Here is a 13720-nt window from a genome sequence, read left to right as displayed (position 1 = left end):
CACCTTACCAGCAAACATGGTTGGACCAGTATGTGACATGTGTTCCGCAGTAACCGCAATCACCTACGCAGGTATCTTAGCATACAGAGACACCGTAACACAAATCTTAGGTGCACCTGCAGGATTCGCACAAAGCATGGCATTTGAATCATTGACCAATGTTACCAAATTAATGCAAGACGAAGGTATCGACAAAATTGATGATGCTCTAAACCCTGCTGCATTATTAGGTACCGCAGACTCAATGAACTTCGGTTCCCTATCAGAACTCGTACCTACCATGCTAGATTACTTAGGTAAAGAAGAATAAGTTAAAAATGTTGGATTAACTTCCAACAATTAATTTAACTTATTTTTTAATTGTTATGAAAAATAGCCATTAAAAAATAAGTTAGGTTTAAAGACAAATATTATTATACAAGTTGGTGTAAAATTGATTGATAAAATTTTAAATAAAGCAAGACAAGGACAAGAATTAAGTGATGAGGAATTTTTAGAATTGTTAAATATCGAAAACGATGAAGATTTAGAAAAATTGTTTAAGATAGCTTGTGAAATAAGAGACAATCAATCAAAGGTAATCAAATTAACATCCACAGTTCATCTCACCAACAAATGTCAAATCCAACCTAGATGCGAATATTGTGGATTTGCAGAAGAAACATCTGAAAAAGGATATTATAATGCATTTTACAAATCTGATGATGAAATATTAACTGCTGTAAAGTCCATTCAGGAAGCACACATTCCTCGTGTGAGCTGTTCTGGAGGATATGGTTATAAAGGAAAACAAGCAGTGAATGCATGTAGAATCGTAAAAGGATACTCAGATTTAGAAATTCTTGTAAATGTTGGTGGAGACTTAACCAAGAAATCCGTTGAAGATTTGGCTAAATTAGGTGCCGATACAATTTGTTGCAATCTAGAAACAATAAACGAAGAGATATTCTATCAAAGAAAACCTGGAGACTCCTTAGATCAAAGAATACTTACATGTAAAAGAGTAAGTGATGCTGGAATAGGTTTATCTTCAGGATTACTTTTAGGCCTTGGTGAAAGCAAAGAAGATAGAATAAAACATTTACGTTACTTATCTAATTTTAAAACTTTAGAAGAAATTCCAATAATGGGATTCAACCCATATGAAGGTACCCCAATGGCAGATCATCCGGCATTTCCATTAAAAGAACAATTGAAAATGGTTGCAGTTACAAGAATAATGTATCCTGAAATTACCATTACAATGCCGACCCCTACAGTAGGTCCTGAAAATGTGGAATTTTCACTAAAAGCCGGTGCAAATAATTTGGCCACTGTAATAGCTGACAATTACCCTCATGAAGTCAAGGGAGTAGGTTCTCCAAATTACGGTAATTATACAGAAGTGGTTAATGTTATTGAAAAATTAGATTTGATACCTCAAACTATTTAATCTCTTTTTTTAAGATATGATAATATGGCATTTGAAAAGATGATTCAAAATGCATTTGAGCAATCTAGAAATAACACTAGATTCGGAGATACTCTTGAAGAGTTACATGAACTTCAAGAATATATCAAAAATGCACAAAAGATATACATACCAAACAAAAATGGAATTAAAGTAGAAGTATTGAATAATGTTTTGAAAAGTTATGGACTGCCTGAAGCTAAAATACTTCAAATCGATACTAATACTGCAGATACCAGCAGAATTCCAGCTCTTGCAAAAGCATATATGGCGCTTGATCAAAGTGACTGTGATTTGATAATAGCCAGAGGCCGTTTGGGAATTCCAGGTTCTGGTTCACTACTGATTTTTATTGATAATAAAGGAAGAATATTGACAGCAGGAACTTCTCCTTCACATTTAATTCATCAAAAATCAATTGAAGAAGCGGTTTATGATGAGGCCTGTGAAGCTCTTGAAAAGATTGGTTTCGAGAAGGTTGAACAATGAATGTTGATACAGGAATAACCTCTGAAGTATTTACAATTAAATCTGAAACTAAATTGATTGATATTTTCAATGATATCATTTCAATTAAAGCAGATGCCGTTTTTGATTATATTGAAAGCTTAAACATTGACATTAAGAGCAAAATAGTTGTTATTGGAACATATTTCACCGGTGTTGGAATCGTTAAAAGATTAAGTGAAAAATACGAAAGCATCACACTGATAGATATCTACCCTCATCTTGAGGATATGTTGCATACTTCCCTGGGCGGAGAGTTGAAAAATAAAGTCAGTTTTTCATCCGACCTAGATTTAATCTATTCCGGCGATGTCGTCATTGATACAACTGGTTTTGGCGGAATCAATGTTGAGCAATCATCAAAATTTGATGTTGAAGCATTCATAATAGAAGATCCTGTAGCTGAAGACAATGACAGACTTTTAGCTGAAAAGAACAATATCCATGAAAGGTTGGATGCCGCCAAATCCCAAAATAAGGCAATTATAAAAACCAAAGGAATCAATACCAAAACCTCCGGGACAATGACATTGACCATAGGCGTTTTGACCAATTTATTGAATGAATTTCAAAAAAGGGAAGGTGTGCTTTACTGTGCCTGCGAGATGGGATTTCTTGAAGAGGTTATATTTAAGGAAAAGGACGTTGCAAAGTTTATTGAACTTGCCGATGTGAATGCATTCAAGGTATCAACCATTGACCCATTCAGTTTAGACGACATGATTAAAGAAGAGATTAGTAAAATAAATACTGAAATGATTTAAATGAAACTCAAAGAGATTATAAACTTTATAGATGAAAGGATACCTAAATCCCTGGCGCTGAAAAATGATGAAGTAGGATTTAGAAAAAATTATGATTTGAATCAGGAAATCACCTCAATTAAAGTTTATATGGATTTGCTGCCCGAAGATGATTCAGACACACAAAATACTTTAATAATAACACACCACCCCCCATTATTTTCCCCAAATACACCCACCTACACCATACACTCAAATTGGGACATAATTGACGGGGGCGCAAATGAAGCTCTAGCTGATGCACTGGATTTGGAAGTCATCGATTATTTTGATGACAATACACATATTGGAAGAATCTGTAAGGCAGATTCTGAATTTTGTGAGGTTAAAAAAACCATTTTGGATAATTTTAGCAATGTGCGAATTGTTAATGATTTAAAAGATGATGTATACATACAAAATGTTGGAATCATATCAGGTTTTGGCCTTAAGAATACTGACTATATTGCATTGGCCAAAAGCAAAAGATTGGACATTCTAATTTCTGGTGATTTAACTCAAGAAAGTGCAATTCTTGCAAAATATTTAGGAATAACATTAATTGACCTGAACCATCATGAAAGTGAAGTTCCAGGATTATATGCCCTTAAAAACTTTTTAAAAGAACTCGACATTGACATAGAAGTAATTGACAAAAAACCTATAGATGAACTAAAGTGATAATATGGCAAATGATGAAATTCAAAAGATGGAAGACAGACAAGTACCTAAAGGAAGAATAGATTTAATCGGCTGTGGAAGATTAGGTTTAAGAATTGCAATAAACTTAATGCAGGTACACAGAGGAGGACCTAAAACAATAGGTGCTTTCGATGGTCAAAAGATAGATGGTGGAGATGTGATTTTTACACTTCTAGGAGCTGAAGTCGGAGCATCCAAACCTGACTTTGTAAAACAGCTTTGCACCCATAAAGAAGAATTCAGAAACATCATAAGCTATCCGGAGTACATTACTGAAGATAATATTGACTTGATTGAAGGTGATGTGGTAATCATTGTTATTGCTGGTGGAAATACAATCCCAACTGCAGCCAAAATAATCAAACATGCACACAAAAGAGGAGCAAAAACAATTGGAACAGCAGGAATATTCGGATTTGGAAATGAAAACATTGAAATCAAAGACATATCTGAGTATGACGATTCAAACCCTGCCGTTGAAGAGTTAAGAGCTCAAGGAATCACTGAAAATCATTTAGTTTTAACAACAAATAAATTAATTAGGGATAATGAACCTGTAACTCCATATACATTGGATGAGGTTTCAAACACAATTACAATGAATGCTTTGAAGTTATTGAGAGATCAAAATGATAAAAATAGCAACAGCTGAATGTTTTACACATGGAAAGATTGGAAGGGAACTGCATGCGCTAGCCCAGAATTATGAAGGCAGTTTCGGAAGAGATTACATTGACAATCCTAAGGATTATGGTGATTTTGACTATGATGAGCTTAGTGTAACCTGCAGTTTATTTATTCCAACAATCGAAGCTGTTGAAAAGATTTTAAATGTCGAAAATCCTCCCAAACCAAATGAGCTTATCAAAGGGATTAAAGTTTATGATGAAGAGGGAGATAAAAAAGTAAGTGAGATTATGGCTCAGGCAGTAAAAGCTTTAAGTGATTGTGATATAGCAATTGGAACTACTGCCGGTGTTGGTCGTGGCGGAATCTGCATAATCAGTGATGAATATGAAATAATAGCTACTACAGATGTCTATGCGGATTTGCGTGACAATGACAGCGAAGTTTTATATCAAAGATCCCAATCCGGGATAAAAAAAGCATTAAAAATAGTCTTATTACTTTTGAACGGTAAAATAAGTGACATTAAGTCTTTAGAAAATGTTAAAATAATTAAAAAATGAACTTATAATCTTTCAAGTTCATTTAGAATATATTTTTTTAATACATCCACTGCTTTTTCGCCGTCTTCATCCAATCTGACTGCATCAAGAGGGTTTAAATCGTAAGTTTTTACAACAGCATCGGCTGAAATGTTTTTAATGGCATCAATATCCTTTTCTTTTAAAATAACAGATGCGCAATCATCTCCACAACCGGTTATGGTAACTATTTTTGCATCATCCAATATTGGTGAGCAATTGTTGGGCTGGGCCGAATATTCAGTAATGCATGCCGCTACAATATTTTCATTTTCCAATGCCAATTCTACAGTGGCAGCTCTTACAACCAAACCTAGTGGACTTAATCCACTGCATGAAACTAAAGCTATTTTGTCATCCATCTTATCGCCTCTTCATTCGTTCATATCGTTTTTTAACTTTATCATAACCTCGTTTGTAAAATGGACATCTCAAAAGACAATCGTTGCATCCTTCCCTGTGAGCTGTGCAAAGTTTTCTTTGGAACTTTCCATCCTCATCAAAGGCATTTTCAGGACATCTCTCAATGCAAACCCCACATGTTGAGCAGAAATCCTCAACCCAAAGCATGTCGTTTTCGCTTTTAAATGGCAAATTCTCAATTGATGTGTAAATCATGAAAAAACCTGTACTGATTCCATCTTTAAAAAGGCACATGTTGCTTCTTGTAATAACACAATCCAAAGACTGCATTGCTACCGCCCTCATGCTTAAATCATCTGCTAAAGGATGTATCAAATCCGCTTTAAAACCTTTTTTGCGTAAAAAATCAGCAAATTCATATACGTGAACACCATATTCTTGAAATTCTTCATCCATTAGCTTGCATTTTTCTTTTGATTGTTCCATTCTAATTAAATCATCACCCATCATGAATTTGAAAATTATTACATTGTCAAAATCTATGTTGAATTCATTTTTAAAGTCATTGGAGAGTTTTGAATAGCTCAATGATGAGAAATTATATTTTAAAGCCAATTCTGTTAACTCTTCGAGTACTTCAGGTGATGCATTGGTTTTTGGGTTTTTTGGATTTTCAATTTTATAAAAATTAGGAAGAGGTTTGTGGTATCTAAACCCCTCAAAAATCACGTCGATCATTTTCTTAAAGCTTCAACAGCTTTTGGGAATTCCTCACAAAAGACTTTGATTTCTTCTGTTGGAATTGAGAAACTAATACGCAAGTATCTGTCTCCAAAGTCTTCGGAAGTGTATTCCCCTTCTCTTGTGAATAGTTTTTTCTCAATTAAGTAATTGGACATTGCCTTTGGATTTATTCCTGCACCTGACAGGTCAATTACCATCATGTTTGCATCTGACGGATAAACCGGCAGGAATACTCCTTCAATCGGTTCAATCATTTCAGCAATCAATCTTTGATTTTCAAAACAGATTTGTCTCATGTCTTCAAACCATTCTCCTTTTGATTTGAGTCCTGCTATGGCACCATATTGTGAAATGATGTTTACGCCCAAATCATTGATAACTGCGTTTTTAATAGCATCAATGATTGGTTTTGAAGAGATTACTCCACCTATTCTCAAACCTGCCATTCCAAATATTTTTGAAAAGCTGTAAATGGTTAATGTTTGGCCAGGAGCATAGTTTTCTACAAGATAATGGTCTCTTGCAAAGTCTTTGTATGTAATGTCATGTAATAAGTATAAATCATTTTCTTTTGCGATTTGGGCAAATTCCTTAAGCTCTTCTTCAGTGTATGATGAACCAAGTGGGTTTAAAGGGTCAATTAAAATAACCATACGAGTGTTTTCATCCATGTTTTCACGTAGTAAATCAGGAGTTAACTTATAGTTATTTTCCTCAAAGTAAATTGGCACATATCTTACTTCACCTGCAAATCTGTTTGCAAAGTCTCCGATGATGAAATATCCTGGATCTGACAATACAACATTGTCCTCAGGCTCAAGAAGTGCTTGCATACATAAATATAATGATTCTGTTGCGCCGGAAGTCAATAATACTTCCAAGTCTTTGAAATCCAAATCGTCTAAAATTAATTGTTTAAGTTCTGAGAAACCTTCAGGGGCCGGATATTTGCAGTATGTCTTTTCCTTAATAGCTTCAATCATAGCATTGGCTATTGTATCGTCGTGTAGATGGTTTGTGTTCTGTCCCATCCAAATCATGTCTTTGTCCATGTACATGTCTTCGAAAAAGTCATTTGCACATTCATAACCTTCCGGAGGCACCCTTTCAGTTTTTTGAAACTTCTTTTTAGGGTTTTTAATATCAAAATCCTTGTCTCTCATATTATCACTCAAACAATTCCAAAAATAATATTTATTATAAGTTATTAATAAAATTAACTTAAATAATTCCAATTGAAGCGATGGAAAATATGGCCTGCTTACCTTCGGCTATACTTCTGTGGCGTTTTAGGGTGGCGATTCTTTGATTAACTTCTTCACCACGTTCAAGCTGAATTATAACTTTGCTCCAATATTGTAAAATAGTTCCACCAACTGCCTTAATATCATTGTTTCCCTCATCATCAAAGGCATTGTAGATTTGATTTGTTAGGATAACCGCAATATCATATTGCCTTGCTATTTTAGATAATATTCCCATCTGTTTACCCAATTCCTTATTTAATCTGGATGATTTCATGTCATCCACCCTGTATAGGGCGACTGCCGAATCGAGAACAATCAAATCAACATCTTCATGGTTTCTTCTAAGCCATACATCAATTGATTTTAAGGTTTCGTCTTGTTCTGAAAAGCTGGTTGGTTCAAAAACAATAATGTTATTAGCTGCACTTGAAAAATCAGGTCCTGCAATTTGTTTGATTCTGTCAATTGATATTCCGCCTTCTGTGTCTATGTAGATTACCTTTTTACTGGTTTTTGCAACATTAACGGCTAAAGTTAATGTTATATTACTTTTACCAGAACTAGGCGGACCGAATATCTGGGTTATGACACCCTTTTCAAAACCTCCACCCAACATTGCATCAAGTGAGGAATTTGAAGGGATTTTATGATTATCTTCAAAGTTAGCCAATACTTTCATGAATAAATATTGGTCTTTATATGTTATAATATTAATCTTTGACCTAATTTAAAAAAAAATAAAAAATAGAATAATGGTTATTTAAACCCCTTATTTTTAATTTCAAGAATTTTTCCAATAGGAATATTGGTTTTACTTGCAATCTCTTCAGGAGACATAGAATCCAAAAGTTTGGAAATGATATCACTCATACCCTTTTCCATACCTTCTTTTCTACCTTTTTTAATTCCAGATTCCTCTGCACGACAAATCATGCCATCAATACGTGCATTAACGATGTCTTTTTCTAAATCTACAACTTCTTGTGCTGACATATCTAAACCTTCTATTACTTTTTTCTTATTTTCCTCTTTTGAAACAAACTTTCCAGCCCATAATACCAAAGAGGTTCTAAAAAATCACCTAATTCCTCATCAACGATTATTTGATTGTAGATATCGACTAATTCGACGACAATATCTTCAATTTCACGATCACACCTATATTTAGGCACCCATACCAAGTCCAAAATATCAAAGACATTGATTTCGTCGTTAATATGTATTTTGTACTTGATATTATTAAGGGTTACGGATTCTTCAATTTCTTGAGTGTTGACCCATACTGGATTGTAGAATGATGTGAGACTTGCAAATTTGATTGTCTTTTTGGGTATTTCACCAGTATTGAATATGAATGGATGAATAAGTCTTCCAGAAGCAAGAGACAATGACGTTAAGTATTGAAAATCCCTACCCAAGAGATAATCAGACATGACTGAATGATGTTCCACATGAACCAACTCACCATTAGCCCTTAAACTAACATTATCCAATTGCAAATCTTTATAATAATTTGAAAGAAATCTGCTGTGAAATGGCCCCACAATATCGCCAAATTTCGTTACAAACTCCATAAATTCATTTGTTTCAACAAGACATAAGTTAAAAATTATATCTTCAGTATTATTCTTGTTTGGAAGTGTTTTATCAACGACTTTTATCGACATTTTTAAACACCACACTAAATGATTTTAAACAAAATAATATTGGATAAAATTACATATAAATCTTTCTTTTTTGAAACAAAACCCAATTAAAGTAAATATTGCCATTATAAAGAAAAATTATGCATTAATTTCAATATTACAATAACCTCATAATTTTTAAATATCAATATTTCTCAGAACCTGATTCAAAATTTTTAATAACGATTAAATCAATATTATCAATTAACTATAAGGAGTTTTTAAAATGAACAAAAAAATAATTACCCTACTGATTATTCTATTATTTTCAGTCAGCATGGTTAGTGCAGAAGATAACGCCACAGAAGAAGTGGCAGTTGATGATGCTGCCAACTACATCATGCCCGTCTCAATAAGTCAAAACGGCATTAAATTCAGTGATGGTTTTACCGGGTTTTCCTTGGATGGTAGTGATTTGACTACAAACGATGGATTTACACAAGAGCCTACCGGCAATGATAATTTTGAAAACTACATCAAACTAGCCATAATTGAATGTTATAAACAGTCAAGAGAAAATGATATTGGAAAAATTATCGCCAGCTTTTGTGATGGAAGCTATAAAAACAGCAATGATGAAGTGATTACTGCAGTTTTAGAATCCAGCGATCAAATTAAAGATACTGCTGTTGTCGAGCTTAATGATGGTAGCAAAGCAACATTTGATTTTGAACTTCTTAAATCTGCAGAGGATAAATCCGACTGTCTTGCATATACAGTTTCAATTCAGCAAGCTCCTCAAGATAGCACATTAGGCGCGAGCAATAGTGACGTGCAAGAAGAAGATGTGAGTGCTTCTGGAGATAGCGATGTTCAAAAAGAAGATGCAAGCGTTGCTGAAGACGCTCAAGGCGCATCTGAAGATAATAATACTTCAAAAGAAGGTGAACCTGCTGCATCTGGAGAAAGCGAAACTGAACCACAAGACAACAACACACAGGTAAATGAAACCAATAACACAATTGTCAATAAAACAAATACTGTCATTATCCATGAGAAAAACACAACAATCATTACTAAAAATAATGTGAAAAACGACACTCCTGAAGATACCATTCTTAAGACTGCAGGAAATCCATTATTCCTCTTAGTGGTTGTAATTATACTTATTGCAGTTGTCGTGTTTGTAAAATACAGAAAAGGTTAATCTTTAATCTTTTCTTATTTTCTTATTATTCTAGGTTTTTTTGTTGTGAGATTTATTACACTGGATGCTTTTTTTGAATTTAACTTTCCCACATCAATGACCAAATCAACGTCCCTTTCAAGCTGTTCTAAAATCTCTTTGGGGGTGGGCAGAACTTCTTCATCTGAAATATTGGCGCTGGTTGTTGTTATTGGAAAAATTCTTGATAGGCTGCAAGCCAATTTATTATCTGGAACTCTGACGCCCACATAATCAGACCCCCCGGTAATGGATCTTGGAACTATTTTCCTTTTGTTTAAAATGAATGTGTAAGGTCCTGGAAGAAAATTATTTAGTATCTCCTTTTGGTCCCGTGACACCTTTGCAACCAAATCGATTGTTTTGACATCACCTACAAGTATTGACAATGGCTTAAGCAAACTTCTTTTTTTAATTTCGAAGACTTTTTTAACAGCTTTATTATCAAATATATTGGCTCCAAGACCATATACTGTATCAGTTGGATATAATACTATCCCCCCATTAGCCAATACATTAACAGCTTCATTAATGATTTTTTCATCGACATTATCAAAACTAGTTTTCAATATTTTCATTTTAAATTACCTTAACAATTATATTATATAAAATCTTTAATATAATTATGCTTCAAAGTTTAAGACCATTATTAACAAAAATTTTAAATCCAATCGCTCGAAATTTAAACATAAATCCGAATATCGTTACAGTAATATCCCCATTTGTTGCTGTTCTTGCAGCTTATGGGTTTGCAAATAAGTTACTGATTCTGGGTTGTTTTGCAATCCTTATGTCAGGACTTCTGGATGTTATTGACGGTGCCGTTGCAAGATATCACGGAAGATCTTCAAAGTTCGGCGCATTCCTTGATTCAACAATGGACCGGTTTGCAGATGCGATAATCTATATCGGAATTGTGTTTGGAGGTTACTGTGATTGGTTTGTTGGTATTTTGGCAGTCCACTCTGCAATCTGTGTCAGTTACGTAAGGGCAAGAGCGGAATCCCAGGGAGTTGAGTGCAATATTGGAATTGCCGAAAGGGCAGTTCGTATGATTATCCTGATGGTTGGATCATTAATCGGATACTTTGCAGGCGACATTTACTTTACTTATGTCATTTACATTTTGGTAATCCTATCCTACTTTACAGTTGGACAAAGGATATTCCACGTTTGGAGGCAATTGAAATGAGCGAACTTGAAAGTCCTGAAAAAATAGCTAAAGACATTGCCAAACTAGAGAGAAACTTAAATCAAGTGGCTCACATCGAGTTTGTTGGAAAAGAAAAGGAAGTTTATGACAGGGCAATCGATTACTGGAACGATTCAAAATATTATTTGGAAAAAAAAGATATGAGGACTGCATTCGGTTGTATTGAATACAGTCATGGTCTTTTGGATGCTTTAAGGATGATTCATGGAATCATCTAAGCATTATTTTGAACTGTTCGGATTTTACGAACAGTTGAATATCTAAACATCAATTTTACTGTTTATCAGTGAATCATCACCGGCAGATGTGACTTCACCATCCAAAACTTGGATAGCTCTATCAGCTAGTTTTGCTACATCCATATCATGAGTTACAATTATCAATGTTACATTTTTATCTTCATGCAAATCGATTAATTGCTTAAGGATTTTGCTACTTGTTTTTGAATCCAGTGATCCTGTTGGCTCATCCGCCAATATTATTGATGGATTATTTGCAAGTGCACGGGCAATAGCTACCCTTTGCCTTTCACCACCGGATAATTTAGACGGCAAAATATCTGCCTTGTCCTTGAGACCGACATCATCCAACAGCTTCAATGCACGACTTTTCATGTCTTTTGATGACATTTTCTGGGTAAACATTGGAATCTCAACGTTTTCCCTTACGGAAATGTTTGGAATCAGATTGTGCAACTGGAAAATGAATCCTATCTTTTCTCCTCTGAACTTGTTTAAGTTTTTTGAGGAAGTCAAATCCTCACCTGCAACGGATATGCTGCCTGAATCAGGAACGTCCAATGCACCAAGCATGTTTAAAAGGGTTGACTTACCAGATCCTGACGGTCCAATAATAGATACGAACTCCCCTTCCTTGATTGTGAGGTCAATGCCGTTTAATGCTTTGATTTTACCGTCTTCATAGCTTTTGTGTAAATTTTTTATTTCTACCGCATTCATTATCTCACCTCACTCATACCTCAATGCTTCTGTTGGAGGTAGTTTGACCGCCTTGATTGCAGGATATAAACCTCCGAGAATACCAACCACAATAGCTATTGTGAATGCCTGGATAAATATCTTAGGAGTAAACAACGGGTCGATTCCCATTTGCGGACCCAATAAAGTACATGCCGCAAATCCGATTATAGAACCAATTATAGCTGAGACTATTGTAATGACCAATGATTCACCAACAATCATTGTTAGAATCTTTTTGTCTGACCATCCTACAGCCTTTAGAACTCCAATTTCACGGGTTCGCTCAAACACTGACATCAACATTGTGTTGATGATACCAAGCCCACCTACAACAATTGCCAAAAGTGAAATTGCCCATGTGGATGCCCTAAGCATGTCCAGCATGGTTGCCATCTGCTCCATTTCCATAACTGAGGTTATTGTTGCAATATCATCACCATATTTTGCATCGATTCTGTCGGCAACTTCCTGAGCGTCAACACCCTTTTCCACCTTGACATAGATGTTTGAAATTGAATCCTCATCATCCATCAGCTCTCCGACTTTTGAAATTGATGTGAACACTCCGCCAGCCATGTTGGAGTCTCCGGATTCATAGATACCTACAATTTCAAAGTCCTCACCGTCAATTTTGATATTGTCTCCCACTTTGTAGTCATTGTCATCAGCATATATTTCACCGAGAATAGCCTCGTTTTCACCATCCTCAAACATCCTTCCGTCTTTCATTGAAATGTCTGCCAGATTTGCACCTTCGGGATCTATACCAATCAGAGTATTCATATAGTCATCACCCACCGAAGTGAGAACAACATAAATCGGATAGGCTTCATCTACACCCTGAACCTTTTCAATCTTATCTGTCCATGATGCGTCAATCGTATTAGTTCCGTATGCGGAGTCTCCGGTTTCCTTACCGGAAATCTGAAAGTCAGCACCTCCCGCATGTATTGTGTCTTCAAAAGTATTGACTAAACCGTCTGTGATTCCACCAAGAGCAACTATTACAATTATACCTATTGCAATACCTACGATTGCAAGAATTGCGCTAGTCCTTCTCCTGAATGGATTTTTAAGAATAAATTTTAAAAATGACATATTACTAAATTGGCAAGTAATATATAAATAACTAATCATGATACATACTAAGATGCAGAAATCTTGTGTTGAAATGCAAAAAATTAGAAAAAACGAGTGGATGAAAAAATATCACTTCTGCTTTAAGTGTTGTTTTTATTATGTCTTTTAGGTAAGTTGACATGTTTTACATTTTTTAATATTTATATCACACAGATTCACTGCAAGAACAATATTCTTATTTTCACTTTTCTATTATGTGGGGCAAATTTAATCGCAATAATTATATTTAACTATCAATAAAAATAATTTTAACTCAAAGTGAGTTTATTATTTAATAAAAATAAGAAAAGGTGATATATTATGGGCGTAGGAGATATTATCGGAGATGCTTTGGCATATCCATTTAGTAATATTAAAGCATTAGTTTTATATGCAGTTTTAGGTATTATCGCCGGAATTATCGGCGGTGCATCCGTACTCTCAATTATTGCAGCATTCACTTCAAAAGGCTTTGCTGGATTCGCTTTCAGCGGATTAAGTATTGTTGGAATCATTGTTTTTATTCTTATAATATTCTTGATTGAAGGATACGGT

The 13720-nt window shown here is 34.7% G+C and carries 20 protein-coding genes; 11 read left to right on the top strand and 9 right to left on the bottom strand.

Features of this window, described 5'->3' with window-relative positions; all coding sequences use genetic code 11:
• From ACKI32_RS04830 to ACKI32_RS04800, 7 genes are all read left to right on the top strand, one after another.
• Window positions 1–310, top strand: a 310-nt coding sequence (locus ACKI32_RS04830; RefSeq protein ID WP_407414050.1) for a 5,10-methenyltetrahydromethanopterin hydrogenase family protein, incomplete at its 5' end; no start/stop codon positions are given.
• Between the two features lie 123 nt (window positions 311–433).
• Window positions 434–1432: a 5,10-methenyltetrahydromethanopterin hydrogenase cofactor biosynthesis protein HmdB gene (gene hmdB, locus ACKI32_RS04825; protein ID WP_407414048.1), complete on the top strand. Its 999-nt coding sequence runs from the start codon at window positions 434–436 to the stop codon at window positions 1430–1432.
• A 24-nt stretch (window positions 1433–1456) separates the two neighbouring features.
• On the top strand, window positions 1457–1939 hold the full coding sequence (locus tag ACKI32_RS04820) for a DUF3236 domain-containing protein (protein WP_407414046.1): 483 nt from the start codon (window positions 1457–1459) through the stop codon (window positions 1937–1939).
• Window positions 1936–2721, top strand: a complete 786-nt coding sequence (locus ACKI32_RS04815) for an SAM-dependent methyltransferase HcgC family protein (RefSeq protein ID WP_407414044.1) — start codon at window positions 1936–1938, stop codon at window positions 2719–2721. The genes ACKI32_RS04820 and ACKI32_RS04815 overlap by 4 nt, the downstream gene beginning before the upstream one ends.
• Window positions 2722–3420, top strand: coding sequence for a Nif3-like dinuclear metal center hexameric protein (locus ACKI32_RS04810; protein WP_407414041.1), 699 nt, complete (start codon window positions 2722–2724; stop codon window positions 3418–3420).
• 4 nt (window positions 3421–3424) lie between these two features.
• Window positions 3425–4093, top strand: a complete 669-nt coding sequence (locus tag ACKI32_RS04805; protein WP_407414040.1) for a hypothetical protein — start codon at window positions 3425–3427, stop codon at window positions 4091–4093.
• Complete coding sequence (locus tag ACKI32_RS04800) at window positions 4071–4631, top strand: UPF0254 family protein (RefSeq protein ID WP_407414038.1); 561 nt, start codon at window positions 4071–4073, stop codon at window positions 4629–4631. The genes ACKI32_RS04805 and ACKI32_RS04800 overlap by 23 nt, the downstream gene beginning before the upstream one ends.
• Before the next feature lie 2 nt (window positions 4632–4633).
• On the opposite strand, the gene ACKI32_RS04795 is transcribed toward ACKI32_RS04800, so the two are convergent.
• The 6 genes from ACKI32_RS04795 to ACKI32_RS04770 all read right to left on the bottom strand — a co-directional run bounded on the left by ACKI32_RS04795 (window position 4634) and on the right by ACKI32_RS04770 (window position 8670).
• Entirely contained in the window at window positions 4634–5011 is a 378-nt protein-coding gene (locus tag ACKI32_RS04795; protein WP_407414036.1) for a putative zinc-binding protein, read from the bottom strand.
• Between the two features lies 1 nt (window position 5012).
• A complete protein-coding gene (locus ACKI32_RS04790) occupies window positions 5013–5750 on the bottom strand; it encodes an ATP-binding protein (protein WP_407414034.1) in 738 nt (245 codons plus the stop codon).
• Entirely contained in the window at window positions 5747–6919 is a 1173-nt protein-coding gene (locus tag ACKI32_RS04785) for a pyridoxal phosphate-dependent aminotransferase (RefSeq protein WP_407414032.1), read from the bottom strand. Before ACKI32_RS04785 ends, ACKI32_RS04790 begins: the two co-directional genes overlap by 4 nt.
• Before the next feature lie 58 nt (window positions 6920–6977).
• Window positions 6978–7682: a DNA repair and recombination protein RadB gene (gene radB, locus ACKI32_RS04780; protein WP_407414030.1), complete on the bottom strand. Its 705-nt coding sequence runs from the start codon at window positions 7680–7682 to the stop codon at window positions 6978–6980.
• A 77-nt stretch (window positions 7683–7759) separates the two neighbouring features.
• On the bottom strand, window positions 7760–7996 hold the full coding sequence (locus ACKI32_RS04775) for a hypothetical protein (protein WP_407414028.1): 237 nt from the start codon (window positions 7994–7996) through the stop codon (window positions 7760–7762).
• 14 nt (window positions 7997–8010) lie between these two features.
• Window positions 8011–8670 (bottom strand): hypothetical protein, encoded by a 660-nt coding sequence (locus ACKI32_RS04770; protein ID WP_407414026.1) that lies wholly within the window; start codon window positions 8668–8670, stop codon window positions 8011–8013.
• A 244-nt stretch (window positions 8671–8914) separates the two neighbouring features.
• Between ACKI32_RS04770 and ACKI32_RS04765 the strand changes: the two genes are divergently transcribed.
• A complete protein-coding gene (locus tag ACKI32_RS04765) occupies window positions 8915–9835 on the top strand; it encodes a hypothetical protein (RefSeq protein WP_407414024.1) in 921 nt (306 codons plus the stop codon).
• 14 nt (window positions 9836–9849) lie between these two features.
• Here the strand turns inward: ACKI32_RS04765 and ACKI32_RS04760 are convergent, their stop codons facing one another.
• Complete coding sequence (locus tag ACKI32_RS04760; RefSeq protein WP_407414022.1) at window positions 9850–10431, bottom strand: L-threonylcarbamoyladenylate synthase; 582 nt, start codon at window positions 10429–10431, stop codon at window positions 9850–9852.
• 47 nt (window positions 10432–10478) lie between these two features.
• Between ACKI32_RS04760 and pgsA the strand changes: the two genes are divergently transcribed.
• Complete coding sequence (gene pgsA, locus ACKI32_RS04755; RefSeq protein ID WP_407414020.1) at window positions 10479–11045, top strand: archaetidylinositol phosphate synthase; 567 nt, start codon at window positions 10479–10481, stop codon at window positions 11043–11045.
• Window positions 11042–11284: a DUF357 domain-containing protein gene (locus tag ACKI32_RS04750; protein ID WP_407414018.1), complete on the top strand. Its 243-nt coding sequence runs from the start codon at window positions 11042–11044 to the stop codon at window positions 11282–11284. Before pgsA ends, ACKI32_RS04750 begins: the two co-directional genes overlap by 4 nt.
• Before the next feature lie 42 nt (window positions 11285–11326).
• On the opposite strand, the gene ACKI32_RS04745 is transcribed toward ACKI32_RS04750, so the two are convergent.
• Together ACKI32_RS04745 and ACKI32_RS04740 are read right to left on the bottom strand one after the other, a co-directional pair.
• Window positions 11327–12025, bottom strand: a complete 699-nt coding sequence (locus ACKI32_RS04745) for an ABC transporter ATP-binding protein (protein WP_407414016.1) — start codon at window positions 12023–12025, stop codon at window positions 11327–11329.
• Between the two features lie 9 nt (window positions 12026–12034).
• Window positions 12035–13144, bottom strand: coding sequence for an ABC transporter permease (locus ACKI32_RS04740; RefSeq protein ID WP_407414014.1), 1110 nt, complete (start codon window positions 13142–13144; stop codon window positions 12035–12037).
• Between the two features lie 342 nt (window positions 13145–13486).
• Here ACKI32_RS04740 and ACKI32_RS04735 point away from each other — a divergent pair.
• The coding region (locus tag ACKI32_RS04735; protein WP_407414012.1) for a hypothetical protein at window positions 13487–13720 on the top strand (234 nt) is incomplete at its 3' end.

The sequence above is a fragment of the Methanobrevibacter sp. genome (assembly GCF_045611865.1).
Classification (GTDB): domain Archaea; phylum Methanobacteriota; class Methanobacteria; order Methanobacteriales; family Methanobacteriaceae; genus Methanocatella.
Note: the sequence above shows the minus strand (reverse complement) of the source record. Positions and strands in the feature narration are given on the sequence as shown.

Coding starts and splice junctions, on each gene's coding strand:
- ACKI32_RS04820 (WP_407414046.1), top strand. CDS start 1,457: ATGGCATTTGAAAAGATGATTCAAAATGCATTTGAGCAATCTAGAAAT.
- ACKI32_RS04815 (WP_407414044.1), top strand. CDS start 1,936: ATGAATGTTGATACAGGAATAACCTCTGAAGTATTTACAATTAAATCT.
- ACKI32_RS04810 (WP_407414041.1), top strand. CDS start 2,722: ATGAAACTCAAAGAGATTATAAACTTTATAGATGAAAGGATACCTAAA.
- ACKI32_RS04805 (WP_407414040.1), top strand. CDS start 3,425: ATGGCAAATGATGAAATTCAAAAGATGGAAGACAGACAAGTACCTAAA.
- ACKI32_RS04800 (WP_407414038.1), top strand. CDS start 4,071: ATGATAAAAATAGCAACAGCTGAATGTTTTACACATGGAAAGATTGGA.
- ACKI32_RS04795 (WP_407414036.1), bottom strand. CDS start 5,011: ATGGATGACAAAATAGCTTTAGTTTCATGCAGTGGATTAAGTCCACTA.
- ACKI32_RS04790 (WP_407414034.1), bottom strand. CDS start 5,750: ATGATCGACGTGATTTTTGAGGGGTTTAGATACCACAAACCTCTTCCT.
- ACKI32_RS04785 (WP_407414032.1), bottom strand. CDS start 6,919: ATGAGAGACAAGGATTTTGATATTAAAAACCCTAAAAAGAAGTTTCAA.
- radB (WP_407414030.1), bottom strand. CDS start 7,682: ATGAAAGTATTGGCTAACTTTGAAGATAATCATAAAATCCCTTCAAAT.
- ACKI32_RS04775 (WP_407414028.1), bottom strand. CDS start 7,996: ATGTCAGCACAAGAAGTTGTAGATTTAGAAAAAGACATCGTTAATGCA.
- ACKI32_RS04770 (WP_407414026.1), bottom strand. CDS start 8,670: ATGTCGATAAAAGTCGTTGATAAAACACTTCCAAACAAGAATAATACT.
- ACKI32_RS04765 (WP_407414024.1), top strand. CDS start 8,915: ATGAACAAAAAAATAATTACCCTACTGATTATTCTATTATTTTCAGTC.
- ACKI32_RS04760 (WP_407414022.1), bottom strand. CDS start 10,431: ATGAAAATATTGAAAACTAGTTTTGATAATGTCGATGAAAAAATCATT.
- pgsA (WP_407414020.1), top strand. CDS start 10,479: ATGCTTCAAAGTTTAAGACCATTATTAACAAAAATTTTAAATCCAATC.
- ACKI32_RS04750 (WP_407414018.1), top strand. CDS start 11,042: ATGAGCGAACTTGAAAGTCCTGAAAAAATAGCTAAAGACATTGCCAAA.
- ACKI32_RS04745 (WP_407414016.1), bottom strand. CDS start 12,025: ATGAATGCGGTAGAAATAAAAAATTTACACAAAAGCTATGAAGACGGT.
- ACKI32_RS04740 (WP_407414014.1), bottom strand. CDS start 13,144: ATGTCATTTTTAAAATTTATTCTTAAAAATCCATTCAGGAGAAGGACT.